The sequence below is a fragment of the Alsobacter sp. SYSU BS001988 genome (genome assembly GCF_054796215.1).
In genome coordinates this window covers 135,566-148,800 of sequence record NZ_JBTAMK010000009.1, presented here as the reverse complement: position 1 = coordinate 148,800, position 13,235 = coordinate 135,566, and the positions used below count along the sequence as shown (strand labels likewise).

The 13,235-nt window shown below is 67.9% G+C and carries 12 protein-coding genes; 9 read left to right on the top strand and 3 right to left on the bottom strand.

Going from position 1 to position 13,235, the window contains the following annotated elements:
* Positions 1–52 precede the first annotated feature (52 nt).
* From ACYVO7_RS17195 to ACYVO7_RS17175, 5 genes are all read left to right on the top strand, one after another.
* Complete coding sequence (locus tag ACYVO7_RS17195) at positions 53–796, top strand: FadR/GntR family transcriptional regulator (RefSeq protein ID WP_460451029.1); 744 nt, start codon at positions 53–55, stop codon at positions 794–796.
* Between the two features lie 144 nt (positions 797–940).
* Entirely contained in the window at positions 941–1,906 is a 966-nt protein-coding gene (locus ACYVO7_RS17190) for a Bug family tripartite tricarboxylate transporter substrate binding protein (RefSeq protein WP_460451028.1), read from the top strand.
* Between the two features lie 33 nt (positions 1,907–1,939).
* The gene (locus tag ACYVO7_RS17185; RefSeq protein ID WP_460451027.1) at positions 1,940–3,274 is read left to right on the top strand and encodes an acyclic terpene utilization AtuA family protein; all 1,335 of its coding nucleotides are present in this window, start codon (positions 1,940–1,942) and stop codon (positions 3,272–3,274) included.
* A gap of 1 nt (position 3,275) precedes the next feature.
* The gene (locus ACYVO7_RS17180; RefSeq protein ID WP_460451026.1) at positions 3,276–3,605 is read left to right on the top strand and encodes an AtuA-related protein; all 330 of its coding nucleotides are present in this window, start codon (positions 3,276–3,278) and stop codon (positions 3,603–3,605) included.
* Positions 3,602–4,387, top strand: coding sequence for an SDR family NAD(P)-dependent oxidoreductase (locus ACYVO7_RS17175; protein WP_460451025.1), 786 nt, complete (start codon positions 3,602–3,604; stop codon positions 4,385–4,387). Before ACYVO7_RS17180 ends, ACYVO7_RS17175 begins: the two co-directional genes overlap by 4 nt.
* Before the next feature lie 203 nt (positions 4,388–4,590).
* Here the strand turns inward: ACYVO7_RS17175 and ACYVO7_RS17170 are convergent, their stop codons facing one another.
* Positions 4,591–5,733 (bottom strand): ABC transporter substrate-binding protein, encoded by a 1,143-nt coding sequence (locus ACYVO7_RS17170; protein WP_460451024.1) that lies wholly within the window; start codon positions 5,731–5,733, stop codon positions 4,591–4,593.
* Between the two features lie 178 nt (positions 5,734–5,911).
* Between ACYVO7_RS17170 and ACYVO7_RS17165 the strand changes: the two genes are divergently transcribed.
* The 4 genes from ACYVO7_RS17165 to ACYVO7_RS17150 all read left to right on the top strand — a co-directional run bounded on the left by ACYVO7_RS17165 (position 5,912) and on the right by ACYVO7_RS17150 (position 10,583).
* Positions 5,912–7,093 carry an ABC transporter substrate-binding protein gene (locus tag ACYVO7_RS17165; protein ID WP_460451023.1) on the top strand — a complete coding sequence of 394 codons (1,182 nt, stop codon included), beginning with the start codon at positions 5,912–5,914 and terminating at the stop codon, positions 7,091–7,093.
* Positions 7,094–7,155: 62 nt separating this feature from the next.
* The gene (locus ACYVO7_RS17160; protein ID WP_460451022.1) at positions 7,156–8,031 is read left to right on the top strand and encodes a branched-chain amino acid ABC transporter permease; all 876 of its coding nucleotides are present in this window, start codon (positions 7,156–7,158) and stop codon (positions 8,029–8,031) included.
* Positions 8,028–9,818 (top strand): branched-chain amino acid ABC transporter ATP-binding protein/permease, encoded by a 1,791-nt coding sequence (locus tag ACYVO7_RS17155; protein WP_460451021.1) that lies wholly within the window; start codon positions 8,028–8,030, stop codon positions 9,816–9,818. The genes ACYVO7_RS17160 and ACYVO7_RS17155 overlap by 4 nt, the downstream gene beginning before the upstream one ends.
* 21 nt (positions 9,819–9,839) lie before the next feature.
* Positions 9,840–10,583: an ABC transporter ATP-binding protein gene (locus ACYVO7_RS17150; protein WP_460451020.1), complete on the top strand. Its 744-nt coding sequence runs from the start codon at positions 9,840–9,842 to the stop codon at positions 10,581–10,583.
* A 345-nt stretch (positions 10,584–10,928) separates the two neighbouring features.
* Here ACYVO7_RS17150 and ACYVO7_RS17145 read toward each other — a convergent pair whose 3' ends face one another.
* Both ACYVO7_RS17145 and ACYVO7_RS17140 read right to left on the bottom strand, forming a co-directional pair.
* The gene (locus tag ACYVO7_RS17145) at positions 10,929–12,521 is read right to left on the bottom strand and encodes an ABC transporter substrate-binding protein (RefSeq protein ID WP_460451019.1); all 1,593 of its coding nucleotides are present in this window, start codon (positions 12,519–12,521) and stop codon (positions 10,929–10,931) included.
* On the bottom strand, positions 12,518–13,063 hold the full coding sequence (locus ACYVO7_RS17140) for a MarR family winged helix-turn-helix transcriptional regulator (RefSeq protein ID WP_460451018.1): 546 nt from the start codon (positions 13,061–13,063) through the stop codon (positions 12,518–12,520). Before ACYVO7_RS17140 ends, ACYVO7_RS17145 begins: the two co-directional genes overlap by 4 nt.
* Positions 13,064–13,235 lie beyond the last annotated feature (172 nt).

Below are 13,235 nucleotides of genomic sequence, written 5' to 3'. Positions count from 1 at the left end.
AACAGTTGGACCATTGCGCCGGAATGATCGATACAGACGCGGGGAGACCTGCATGACCATCAAGATCAACACGCTCATTTCGCCGGTCGTCGTCCCAAAGGCGTCGGACATCCTGGCGACCCGGCTGCGCGAGCTCATCGTGAAGGGTCAGATCACGCCTGGCAGCTTCCTTCCCACGGAACGCGACCTCGTGGTCGAATCGGGGCTGAGCCGGACATCGGTCCGCGACGCGCTTCGCGTGCTGGAATCGGAGGGCCTGATCACCACCAAGGTGGGCCGGACAGGCGGCTCCATGGTGACGTTGCCCGGCCGCGCGTCCGTGGCGCGTTCGGTCGAGCTCTTCGTGCGCACGCACGGCATCCGGCTGGACTCGCTGCTGGAGTGTCGCGTCGCCGTGGAGCCGACCCTGGCGCGCCTCGCAGCGCGGCATCGCACCGACGAGCAACTGGCCGAGATGGAGGCCATTCACGAGCAGTTCACGGCGTCGGTGGACGACGTGGCCCTCTATAAGAACATCAATCTGGACTGGCATCTCGCCATCGCGCGGGCGAGCCGCAATGAGCCGCTGATGGCGCTCATGGAGGCGATTTCGACGCCCATCAGGGACGCCATGGACTACCAGCACGTCACCACGCCCGAACTGCGGGCCCTCGCCGTCAAGGCGCATACGGTGATCCTGAAGGCGATCCGCGACCGGGATGAGGACGCCGCTTTCAAGCGCATGGACCGCCATGTCAGCGGCTACCGCGACATCGCGACGTCCACGGTTGCGACCGGGGCCGAAACACCGGCGTGATCCCACGTCTCAGCAGACCATTGAAATAATCAGACCTTTTGGTTGCTCCGGCCGCCCCGAGACCTTAACGTCATCCCAGACTCGCGCCCCGACCAACGTGGGCGGAAAGCGACGCCGATGACGGCGCGTTGAAGGGAGATGGCGATGAGGAGCGTGGCGAAAGCGTTGCTGGCGGTGCTGGCGTGCGTCGGGGCGACAGCGACCGCAGGGGCCCAGTCCTATCCCACGAGGCTCATCACCATCGTGGTCCCCTTCGCGGCCGGAAGCGGCAGCGACACCGCGGCTCGCATCCTCGGACAATATCTCGCGCCGCGCCTCGGCCAGGGTTTCGTGATCGAGAACCGGATCGGCGCCACGGGCGCGATCGCCACCACGGCGGTGTCGCGCGCCGCTGCGGACGGCTACACGCTGCTGCTTGGCACCAACTCCACCCACGGCTCAAACAGCGCGCTCTACAAGAAGCTCAACTACGACCCGATCAAGGACTTCGCCCCGATCGCCCACACGGGCGTGTTCTCCTACTTCCTGGTGGTCGACCCCAACCTTCCGGTGAAAAGCGTCGCCGATCTCGTCGCGCTGGCGAAAGCCAAGCCTGCCGACGTCACCTATGCGGCGGGAAGCTCCACCAGCATCGTGATGGCCGAGAGCTTCGCCAGAGGCGCGGGCGTGCAGATGCTGAAGGTGCCCTACCGCAGCAATCCGCCTGCCCTCACGGACGTGATCGGCGGCCGGGTCAACATCATGTTCTGCGACATGTCGTCGGCGGTCACCTCCGTGCAGGCGGGCTCGCTCAGGGCGCTGGCCGTCACCACCAAGGCGCGCAGCACGCTCGCCCCCGACCTGCCGACCATCGACGAGACAGCCGTCAAGGATTTCGACCTCGCTTCCTGGACCGGCCTCTTCGCCCCGGCGGGGACGCCCAAGGACGTCATCGAGCGGCTCAACCGCGAGGTGAACGCCGTGCTGGCGCTGCCCGAGGTGAAGGAGCGCTTCGCGACCCTCGGCATCGAAGCGCAGCCGCAGTCCGTCGAGGCCTTTTCGGCTTACGTGAAGAGCGAAGTCGCCAAGTGGACGACGCTCGTCAAGGAAGCCGGCATCGAGGCGGAGTGACGCCATGGCCGCCGATCGCCGCGGAGCAGTCCGTTGAAGACAATCAGGATCGGCGCGGGGTCGGGCTTCGGCGGCGACCGCATCGAGCCCGCCGTCGAGCTCGCCGAAAAGGGCGAGCTCGACTACCTCGTCTTCGAGTGTCTGGCAGAGCGCACCATCGCGCTCGCCCAGCAGGCCCGGCTGCAGGACCCGAACGCCGGCTATGACCGGCTCCTCGACGAGCGCATGCGCGCCGTCCTGCCGGTCTGCCGCCGCAACGGCGTGCGAATCGTCAGCAACATGGGCGCGGCCAACCCGGCGGGGGCGGCCCGCGCCATCGCGACCCTCGCCCGGGAGCTCGGCTTCGCGGGACTGAAGGTCGCCTATGTGCTCGGCGACGACGTGCTCGACCAGGTGCGGGAAACCAGCCCGGCGCTCACCGACGGCCCCGGCGCCTTCGGCGCCATCGCCGACCGGGCGATCTCGGCCAACGCCTATCTGGGCGTCGGCCCGATCGTGGAGGCCCTGGCGGGCGGCGCCGACGTGGTGATCACCGGCCGGGTGGGCGATCCGGCGCTGTTCATGGCGCCCCTCGTCCATGAATTCGGCTGGCGGGAGGACGATTGGGAGCGCCTCGGCCGCGGCGCGCTCATCGGCCACCTGCTGGAATGCGGCTCGCAGCTGACCGGCGGCTATTTCGCGGATCCTGGCGTCAAGGACGTGGCCGGCCTCGCGCGCCTCGGTTTCCCCTTCGCGGAGATCGACGCGGATGGCGGGGCGGTGCTCGGCAAGGTCGACGGCTCCGGCGGCGAACTCAGCCTCCGCACCTGCAAGGAGCAACTGCTCTACGAGGTTCACGACCCCGCCCGTTACATCCAGCCGGACGTCGTCGCCGACTTCACCAGCGCGCGTTTCGAGCAGATGGCCCCCAACCGCGTGCGCCTCACGGGCGGCGGCGGCTCCGCCCGCACCGACAGCCTCAAGGTCACCATCGGCTACCATGACGGCTTCATCGGCGAAGGCCAGATCTCCTATGGGGGGACCGGCGCCGAGGCCCGGGCCCGGCTGGCGCTGGCCATCGTGGAGGAGCGCCTGCGCATGCTGGGCGTCGCGGTCTCGGAGCTTCGGATGGACGTGATCGGCGTCGACTCGGTCTACCGCGGGCCAAGGCCCGACGGCGAGGTGCTGGATGTCCGCGCCCGCGTGGCGGGCCGCACCGCGACCTTGCAGGACGCCCAGCGCATCGGCCGCGAAGTCGAGGCCGTATGGATCAACGGCCCGGCGGGAGGAGGCGGCGCGACATGGTCGACACGCCAGGTCGTCGCGGCCGCGTCGGCGCTGTTGGATCGGACGCTCGCGCTCCCATCCGTGCATTGGCTGGAGGCCTGAGATGCGGCTGCGCGAACTCGCCCACGCCCGCGCCGGCGACAAGGGCGACACGTCCAACATTGCCTTGATCGCGCATGAGCCCGGCGACTACGCGTTTCTGGTCGAGCACGTCACCGCGGAGCGCGTGAAAGCGCTGTTCGCAGGAATCGTCCACGGCAAGGTGGCGCGCTACGAGCTTCCGGGTATCGGGGCGCTCAATTTCGTGATGACGAGGGCGCTTGGCGGCGGCGTCACGCGCTCGCTCGCCCTCGACCCGCACGGAAAGAGCCTCAGCGCTATGCTGCTGGAGCTCGAGCTGCCAGCCCGCCAGGATTGGGAGCCAAGCCCATGACCACGCAAGCCCGCTTCGCCGGCAAGACCATCCTGATCACCGGGGCGACCGGCGGCGTCGGCAGGGCGGCCGCGCGCCGTCTCGCGGCGGAGGGCGCGCAGCTCGTGCTCACCGACATCGCGCGGGAGCCCTTGGACGCACTGGCGGGCGAGCTCGACGGAAACGTGGTCGCCAGCGCCGGGGACATCACCCAGGAGAGCGCCATGGACGACGCGATCCGGGCGGCGCTCGACGCGTTCGGGCGCATCGACGGCGCCTTCCTGAACGCCGGGACAGAGGGCAAGGTCGCGATGCTCGGCGCCGCCGAGGTCGCCGATTTCGATCGCGTGATGGCGATCAATGTCCGGGGCCCTTTCATCGGCCTCAGCCGACTGCTGCCGCTGATGAAGCGCCAGGGGGGCGGGTCGATCGTCCTCACGTCCTCCACCGCGGGCCTGCGCGGCAGCCCCGCCATGGCCCCCTATGTGGCGAGCAAGCACGCCGTGCTCGGCCTCATGCGCTGTGCGGCGCTCGAGGGAGCGCCACATGGCGTGAGGGTCAACACCCTCCATCCGGGCCCGGTCGACACGCAGATGATCCACAACATCGAGCACGGCTTCGCGCCCGAGAACCCGCAAGCCGCCGCGCGGGCGTCGCTCGCCCGCCTGCCGCTCAAGCGCTACGGGACGCCGGACGAGGTCGCAGCCCTGCTGGCCTACGTGCTCAGCGACGAAGCCGCCTTTTGCACCGGCAGCGCATTCTCCATCGATGGCGGCCTGATGGCCGGAACGCCGATGTCGTGAGGCGGCCGCAGCAACATGCCCAACCCCTCATCCTGAGAGCCTGGCCGGAAACTCAACAAGCCCCTCATCCTGAGGAGCATCGCCCCTTGGCGATGCGTCTCGAAGGATGAGAAGCGCTGAAAGCACACGGCAAGTTGCCGAGGCGGCTGGCGCCGGACGCGACCCTCCCCTCCGCCGGGGCGGCGCGTCCGGCTTCCACTCGATCACCAGGCGCCGAGCGCGTCGACGAAGTCCCCGACCGGAACCCACTTGCCGTCGCGGATCTGCACCCGGAGCACGTCGGTCGTGCCGAGATGCTTCTCGGGCGTCAGCGTGACCTTCCCGATGATGCCGGAATCATAGTTTTTCAGCTTCTCGAAGCCTTGCACCAGCGTGGTGCGGTTCAAGGGCTCGCCCGCCTGCCGAATGGCTTCCGCGGTGATCTTGGCCAGCGCATAGGTCAGCAGCGAGCCATAGTCGGGCTGCTCGTTCGGCGCATACTTGGCGAGAGCCTCGCGGTATTCACGCACAGCCGGCTGGTCGGACTCCACCGTATAGGACAGCGACACGCTGCGCAGACCCTCCACGGCCTCGCCGCCGATCTTGATCAGGTCGGCGCTCACATTGCCGCCATAGGTGAAGAGCTGCGTCTGCACCTTCTGCTGCTTGAGTTCCTTCGCGAGGGCCGAGAGCTCCTGGATCGTGCCGATGAACACCAGCGCGTCCGGAGCCTTGCGGGCCACCTCCAGGGCGATGGGCGCATAATCGCTTGTGCCGAGCTTCACCGGCATCATCTCGACCTTCGCGTCGGCGGCGGCGGATTTGACGCCGGGCTCCACGTTCTGCGCGACCTTCTCGAAGGCCGGCGCGGCCGCGTGGATCACCAGCACATTCTTGAAGTTGTCCTTGCCGGCCCAACGGCCGACGGCGCGGGCCTGATAGTCGAGCAGGGTTTGAGCCCCGACGAGCAGCGGGCGCGTGGGCTCGTACCAGTCGAGGGCGCCGCCGTAAGGCATGACATAGGGCACGCCCGCCTGGGTCAGGTACGGAAAGGTTGCGGCGCTGGGGCCGGTGGCGTAGGAGCCCTGAATCGCCAGAACCTTGTCGCTGTCCACCAGCTTGCGCGCGGCGGCGACCGCCTGCTGCGGGTTGTAGCCATGGTCCTCGACGATGACGCGGATCTTGCGACCATTGACGCCGCCCGCGTCGTTCAGCCGGCCGAAGAACGCCGTCTGCCCGGCCACGCCAGGGACGCCATAGAGCGCGAAGGGACCCTTCAGGGCGGACCAGCTTCCCAGCGTGATCTCCGTCTTGGAGACGCCGGGCGCCTCCTGGGCGGTTGCGGGTTGGGCGAGAACGCCCAGCACAGCGGCGCAAAACGCGCCAGCGCGAAGCCTCGCCCGACATAAAGTCATCCGTTCCTCCCCTGTGTGCTTCGGAGCTCAATCATCGCTCTTTGATATGGTCTAATAATTTAGTTGCGCGGCCTTGTCGAGCCTCGTAGGCTTCTTCTCAGAAGGCGAAGACCTTGTCCGGGAGGAATCGATGAAGAACTGGGCTGGCGTGGCGGCGCTGCTTGCGGGCGTGCTGTTCACTGGGACGCATGCTTCCGCCCAGGTCGGGCCGGGCGTGACGGACAAGGAGATCAAGCTCGGATCCTGGCAGCCGTTGAGCGGGCCGGTCTCCATCTACGGCGTGCCCGTTCGGGCCGGAGCCGACGCCTATTTCAACCTCGTCAACGACCAGGGCGGCGTGAAAGGCCGGAAGATCAAGTTCATCGTCGAGGACAACGCCTTCAATCCGCAGCGCACCGTCGCGGCGGCGCGCAAGCTCATCGGCAGCGACGAAGTTCTAGCCATCGCAGTCGGGTTCGGCACGGGGCCGTCCGCCGCCGCTTTCCCGTATGTGCTGCAACAGGAGAAGGCTCCCTTCGTGACGCCCTACGCGGGGGCCGAGGACTGGTACAACCCGCCCCGCCCTGGCCTCCTGAGCGCGCAGGTGCTCTACGAGAACCAGGCCGCGGCCGTCGGCCGCTGGGCGGTCAAGGACGGCCGCAAGAATATCCTGGTGATCCACTCGGACCCGGCCGCCTACCACAAGCCGGGCGAATCCGCCGTCGCGGCGATCCGCAAGGCGGACTCGTCGGCCAAGGTCGAGGCGATCTCGGTGAAGTGGGGAACGCAGGACTATGCCCCCATCGCCCTCGACGTTCTGCGCCGCGCGCCCGACGCCATCATCCAGATCGCCGTTGTCCAGGAAGTCTCCGCCCTGGCCAAGGAGCTGCGCCAGCAAAACTCGCAGATCCCGATCTACACCTACTCGCCCAACGTCACCCAGTCGCTGCCGCTGCTGGGCGGCGCCGCCGTGGAGGGCGTCAAGGGCGTGTCCTGGACCGTGCCGGCCTCGCTCGACACGCCGGCGCTCAAGGAATATCGCGCCGCCCTGGCCAAATACGCGCCGGACCAGAAGCCGGATTTCGACTCCCTCCTGAGCTTCGGTTTCGCCAAGGTGGTGGTCGAGGCGCTGCGCCGGGCGGACGAGCCGCTGAACCGCGCCACTTTCATCGAGGGCTTCTACAAGCTCAAGAACTATGACAGCGGCATCCTGCCGCCCGTCACCTTCGCGCCCGACCGGCCGCTCGGCCTTTCCACGCTGCAGCGGGTCGTCCTGAAGAACGGCGTCTGGGAGGCCGTGGGCGAGCCGATCGACACCGCCGCCGAGTGGTGACCGGCGCGTAAGCGCCCGAACGACCGCTCCCCTGCTCCCGCACGCAACTGGAAGGACATCAGATGGGCGACCTGCCGGCCGTGATCGCCTCGGGCCTGGTCAGCGGATCGGCCTATGCGCTGCTCGCGCTCGGCATCGTGATCATCTTCCGCTCCACCGACACGGTGAACTTCGCCATCGGGGACACCGCCACCTTGGCGGTGTTCCTCACCACCTCCGCGATGGCGGCCGGGCTGCCGCCCGCCGCCGCGCTGGTGCTGGCGGTCCTCATCGCGGGGGTTGCCGGCATGGCGACGGAGCGTTTCCTGATCCGGCCGCTTGGAGCCGGCCCCAAGAGCCTCTTCATCGCCCTGGTGGTGACCATCGGGCTCGGGCTCGTCATCCATGCGGTGATCGGCGCGATCTGGGGCCAGCGGCCCATCGTGGTCGCGCCGGTGGCGACCGGGACCGTCCGCATCTTCGGCGTCGCGCTCACGCTCAACAAGATCATCGCGACCGTGATCGCGCTCGCCGCCATGGGGGCCATCGCCTGGCTGTTCCGCTTCACCGCGATCGGCGTCGCCATGCGGGCCAGCGCCGAGGATCATTTCGCCGCCCGGATCATCGGGATCCGACCGACCGTGATCGCGTCGCTGGCCTGGTTCATCGGTTGCGGCATCGCGGCCATCGCCGCGTTCTTTCTCGCCGCGGACGGCTCGGCCAACGCCAACCTGACGCTGTCTCCCCTCTTCCGCGCCTTCGCGGGCGTGTTCCTCGGCGGGCTGACCAGCATGCTGGGCGCGGCCGTCGGCGCGTTCACGATCGGGGTGCTGGACAACGTGGCCGGTCGCTACCTCTCGGCCAATTACCGCGACACCATCGTGTTCGGGATCATCGTGGCGGTGCTGTTCATTCGCCCGTCCGGCTTCCTGGGCGCCGCCCGAAAGGAGCGCGTATGAACGCCTCGCTCCGCCGCATCCTCACGCTCGTCGCAGGCGCGCTGGTCGCCGCCGTCGTCGGCTGGCCAGGCCTCGTCGGCGACTATGGACAGTTCGTCATCGCCTCGATCGCCTTCTACGCCATTGCGGTGGCGGCGGTCAGCCTGCTGGCCGGCCTGTGCGGCATCTGGTCCATGGGCCACACGGCCTTCATGGCCATCGGCGCCTACACGGCCGCCCAGTTCGCCCTGCATGGCTGGCCGGTCGAGTTGTCCGTCCTGTGCGCCATCGCCCTGTCGGCCGTCGCGGGCTTCATTCTCGGGATCAGCGCCGGTCGCTTTTCGATCCTCTACTTCGGACTGCTCACGCTGGCGCTCTGCATGGCGGCGACCGAGGTGATCGGGCATTGGACCTCCGTCACGGGCGGAGACGAGGGCATCCAGGTCTCCCCCGCCCGGAGCGTCCTGCTCGCCCGGACGCTGGACCTGCGCGGCGCCGTGGTGATGACCGTCACGCTGGCGACGCTCGCCCTCATCGTCGTCGACGTGGTGGCGTCCGGCTCGATCGGCCGGCGCTGGCTGGCCGTGAAGAGCCAGCGGACGGCCGCCGCCGCCATGGGCCTGCGCCCGCATGTGGAGAACGCCAAGGCCTTCGCATTCAGCGCCGCGGTCGCGTCGCTCGCCGGCGTGGGGATCGCCTTCACGATCTCCTATCTCGACCCGATCGCGTTCAGTCTGGACGCCTCGGTGCAGCTCATCGTCGCGACCGTGGTCGGCGGCGCCGGCAACCTCCTCGGCGCCCTGCTCGGCGCGGCGTTCATCGTCGCCGTTCCGGAGGCCGCGCGCGGGGTGCCCAACGTCTCCGTCTTCGTGTTCGGGGCCGCAACCGTGGCTGTGCTCCTCTTCATGCAGAAGGGCATCGTCCCGACTCTCGCCGACTGGCTCCGCCCCCCAAGGCGCAAAGCCGGCGAAAGCGCGCAGGAGTCTTCGGCCATCGATCCCGCCGCCATCGAGGAGCTGGTGCGAACCTGTTTGCCGAGGGCCACGGAAGCCCTGATCGTGGATGGGCTCGACCTCAGTTTCGGCGGCGTCAAGGCGCTCCAGGACATCTCCTTCGTAGCGCCGGCCGGCGCGACGCTGGGATTGATCGGGCCGAACGGGGCCGGCAAGACCAGCCTGCTTAACGTGATCGGCGGTTTCTACCGCGCGACGGCCGCCCGGGCCGTGCGCTTCGGCGCGCACGACCTCATCCGCCAGCCTCCCTACGCGCGCGCGGCGCTCGGCCTGGGGCGCACCTTCCAGCATGCCGAACTCTTCGCCGAACTCACCTTGCGCGAGAACATCGAGTCGGCCGCGCGCCTCGGCGCAGCGCGCCGTGCCCAGGCGGGGCTCTCGGCCAGGTCTCCCGAAGTGATCGCCACCATGATCCTCTCCGCGCTCGGCCTGACGGCGAACGCGGAGGCTCTGCCGAGCGCCCTGCCCTTCGGCGTCCAGAAGGTGGCCGATATCGGGCGCACGCTGGCCCTCGCGCCATCGCTGGTCGCCATGGACGAGCCGTTCTCCGGCCTCGACGAAAGGGAGCGCTCCGCCATCCGGGCGATCCTGAGAGGCATGCGGGACGCCGGGGTCACGATCCTGATCATCGATCACGCCGTGCAGGAGGTGCTGCGCGTCGCCGACCGGATCGTCGTTCTGGAGTTCGGCAGGGTCCTGGCCGAAGGCGCGCCTGAGGAGATCCGCCACGACCCTGAGGTCCACCGCGCCTATTTCGGCGCGGACGGGGCGCCGGCCCAGATCGAAGCTGCGTGAGCGAGCGTGAGGCCTCCCGCCATGACCCAGATACGCAATCCCATGATCGAGGCGGTCGGCGTCGAGCATCGCTACGATGGCGTTCTAGCGCTGCACAACGTCGCCGTGTCTGCGCCCGCCGGTTCCTTTACGGCCATCGTCGGACCGAATGGGGCCGGCAAGTCGACTTTGGCTCTCATCTTGGCCGGAGCGATCCGGCCCACCGCTGGTCGCCTGCTGCTGGAAAACACCGACGTCACAGAGCGCGCCGGGCGCCGCGGATTGGTCGGCTCGGGCGTCGCCCTGATTCCGGAGGGTCGGCGTCTTTTCGGCCAGCTCACTGTGGACGAGAACCTCACGCTCGGCGCGTTCGGGGCCGGGGCAAGCCGGTCGGAGACCACCCGGCGCCTGACCGAGATTTACGCGCTGATGCCCGACGCTGTTCGCAGCGGCAAACACCGCGCGGTGGCGACGCTCAGCGGGGGCGAGCAGCAGATGGTGGCAATCGGGCGAGCCTTGATGGCGCGACCTCGCCTTGTCCTGATCGATGAACCATCACTCGGGCTCGCACCGATCCTGATCGACAAGGTCTACGAAACCCTGGCCATGCTGCGCCAGACGGGCGTCACCGTCATCGTGTTCGAACAATTGGCCGTGAAGGCGCTGCAATATGTCGACCGGTTCGCGGTCATCGATAGGGGCGAGATTCGCCACCAAGGCCTCGCCTCCGACCCTGACGCCCGCGAGATGCTCCGATTGGGATACATGGGCGCGGACGCTGCCTAGACTGTCAGCGACCTCTAGGCCAGAAACACTCGCAAGATCTCGCAAGTCGCCGCCCAGGAGCGGACATTCGCAATGTCAGCAACGGGTCAAAGGCTGACATCGTCCTAGACGGCGCAGAACAGACTTAACAGTGGGTGGTTTGGCGTCCAGGCAACCGCTCCCCCAATCCTGAGTGCTGTCCTGGCAGACGCGCTCGACTTGCAATCAGAAGGTTCAACCCCGTCTAACCGGCTGATCTAAAACACGGGGGGCAGCCAAGCTCGACCTTAGGCCCCGTGGCCGCCCCACAAACCTGGCAGCCCGCGGCTGAAGCCGCGCGCTGCCAGGACGGGGGAGATCTCGGACTTACTTCGCGGGCTTCACGTTCATCGCCAGCGTGTCCTCGTCGGCGCGCGGCACGATCGTGACCTTGCTCTTCTGCATGGCCCAGGCGGTGACCAGCGAGGCGATCGGCAGGCTCGGGCGTTCCTTGGCCACGATGGCGTTGGCTTCCTCGAGCAGCGCCTTGCGCTTGGCGACATCCATCTCGACGGCGGCGGCGTCGATCAGCTTGTCGAGCGCCGGGTTGCTCCAGCCGCGCACGTTGAAGCCGCCCATCTTGGTGGCCGGCGTGTTGGTGTGCATCAGGCCCGCCAGCGTGTAGTTGGCTTCGCCGGTCAGCGTGCCCCAGCCCGACATCGCGAGGCCGTAGTCGCCGCGCTGCTTGGCCGGGAAGAACACCGCGCCCGGCGCGCCGTTGGCCTGCGCGTCGATGCCGATGGAGGCTAGCATCTGCGCGATGGTCGCGCCCACCGCGCCGTCGCCGGCCAGGCGATCGTTGGTGTAGCTGAAGGTGAGCTTGAAACCGTTCGGGTAGCCGGCCTCGGCCAGAAGCGCCTTCGCCTTCTTGGGATCCGACTTGGTCACCTTCAGGCTCTTGTTGAAGCCGAAGATCGTCTCTGTCACGAGCTGCGAAGCGGGCTTGCCCATGCCCTCCATGGCGATCTCAGCCAGCGTCTCGCGGTCGATCGCGAGGTCGAAGGCTTCGCGCACCTTAGGGTCCAGGAAGGGGTTCTTGGGCAACGGCGAGCCATCCTTGGCCGAGACCATGGCGGGCTTATCGCGAAAGTCGAACTCGACATTGAACAGGTAAACGCTGTCGGCCTTCACGACCTTGAGCTTGCTGTCCTTCTCGAGCGTCGGCACGTCGGCCGCGGGCACGCGGGCGATCAGGTCGAGCTGCCCGGCCTTGAGCTGCGCGACGCGGCCGGCGTCATTGGGGATCTCCTTGCGGACGACCTTCTCCCAGGGCTCCTTGCCGCCCCAGTAGCCGTCGAACCGCGCGAGGACCATCTCCTCCTTGGGCGTCCAGGAGACGAACTTGTAGGGGCCGGTGCCGATCGTCGCCTTGCCGGAGTTGAAGCCTTCGCCGGCCGTGTCCTTGGTGGAGAAGTCCTTGGCGGCCGTGTGCGACACCACGAAAAGGCGGATGAAGTCGTTGGGCAGCGTCGGGGCCGGGCCGTCGGTCTTGATGACGAGCGTCAGCGGATTTGGGATCTGGATCTCCTTCACGCGCCGCACATAGACGGTGGTGGGGTTCGGGCCCGTGACGTTGGGGATGCGCTCGATCGAGAACTTCACGTCCTCGGCGGTGAAGTCCGAGCCGTCATGGAATTTCACGCCCTTGCGGAGCTTGAACTCCCAGGTGGTGTCGTCGATCGCCTTCCAGCTCTCGGCCAGGCCGGGCTCCAGCGACAGGTCGTCGCCGGACTTCACCAGCGTGTCGAAGACATGCTTCACGGCTTCGGCCTGCACGCCGGTGGCGGTGAAGTGCGGGTCCATCGAGGCCGGGCCGGCGCGTACGCCGATGGTGAGCGTTTGCGCCAGCACGGCCCCGGAGGCCGTGGAAGCGAGGAGCGCCGCAAGCGACAGCGAGCGCAGGGTCCGTCCGAATGTCATGATGCCTGTTCCTCTGGATGGATCGTCGTTGGCCAATTGGGCGTGTCGAACACCACCTTGGCGAGAAGCTCGGACAGTATCGAGCGCTCGCCCGGCGTGAGCCGCGCCAGCATGATGCGTTCGCGCTCGACCATGACGGGCATGGCCGCATCGAAGATGCTCCGCCCCGCCGGGGTGATGTTCAAGACGTAGCTGCGCTGGTCGCGGGCGTCGGCGTCCCGGCTGATCAGCTTGCGTTTCAAGAGCTGCTGGATGGCGCGGCTGATGGTGGGCTTGGGGAAGCCGCTGGACGCGCAGATGTCGCGGGCAGCCACGCCACCCTGCAGGCCCAGCGAATACAGCACCACGAATTCCGGCCGGGTCAGATCAAAGGTCTTTTCGATCCAGCCATAGACCGGGATATTGAAATGCAGCGCCACGTAGTTGATGCGGAAGGAAAACCAGCACGGGTTGCGCCACAGCTTCTGGGCGATCAGCGGGTCGAGCCCCGAAGGCGTCCCGAGCGGATCGTTGGACAGGGCGTGGAGATGCGGTTCCAGCATGCGTCTCGCGGCGTCCCGGGAGCGACGTCATGTCAGCCCCAACTGGTTCACGCTGAAACTTGACAGCAGGTTGAGCCCTCGTCAATTCTGAAGAACAAGTTCCAAACGGAACCATTTGGGCGGCCGCAGGTCTTCCTGCGGGCGGACTGCCGCGCGCACGCGGAGGGGTGAT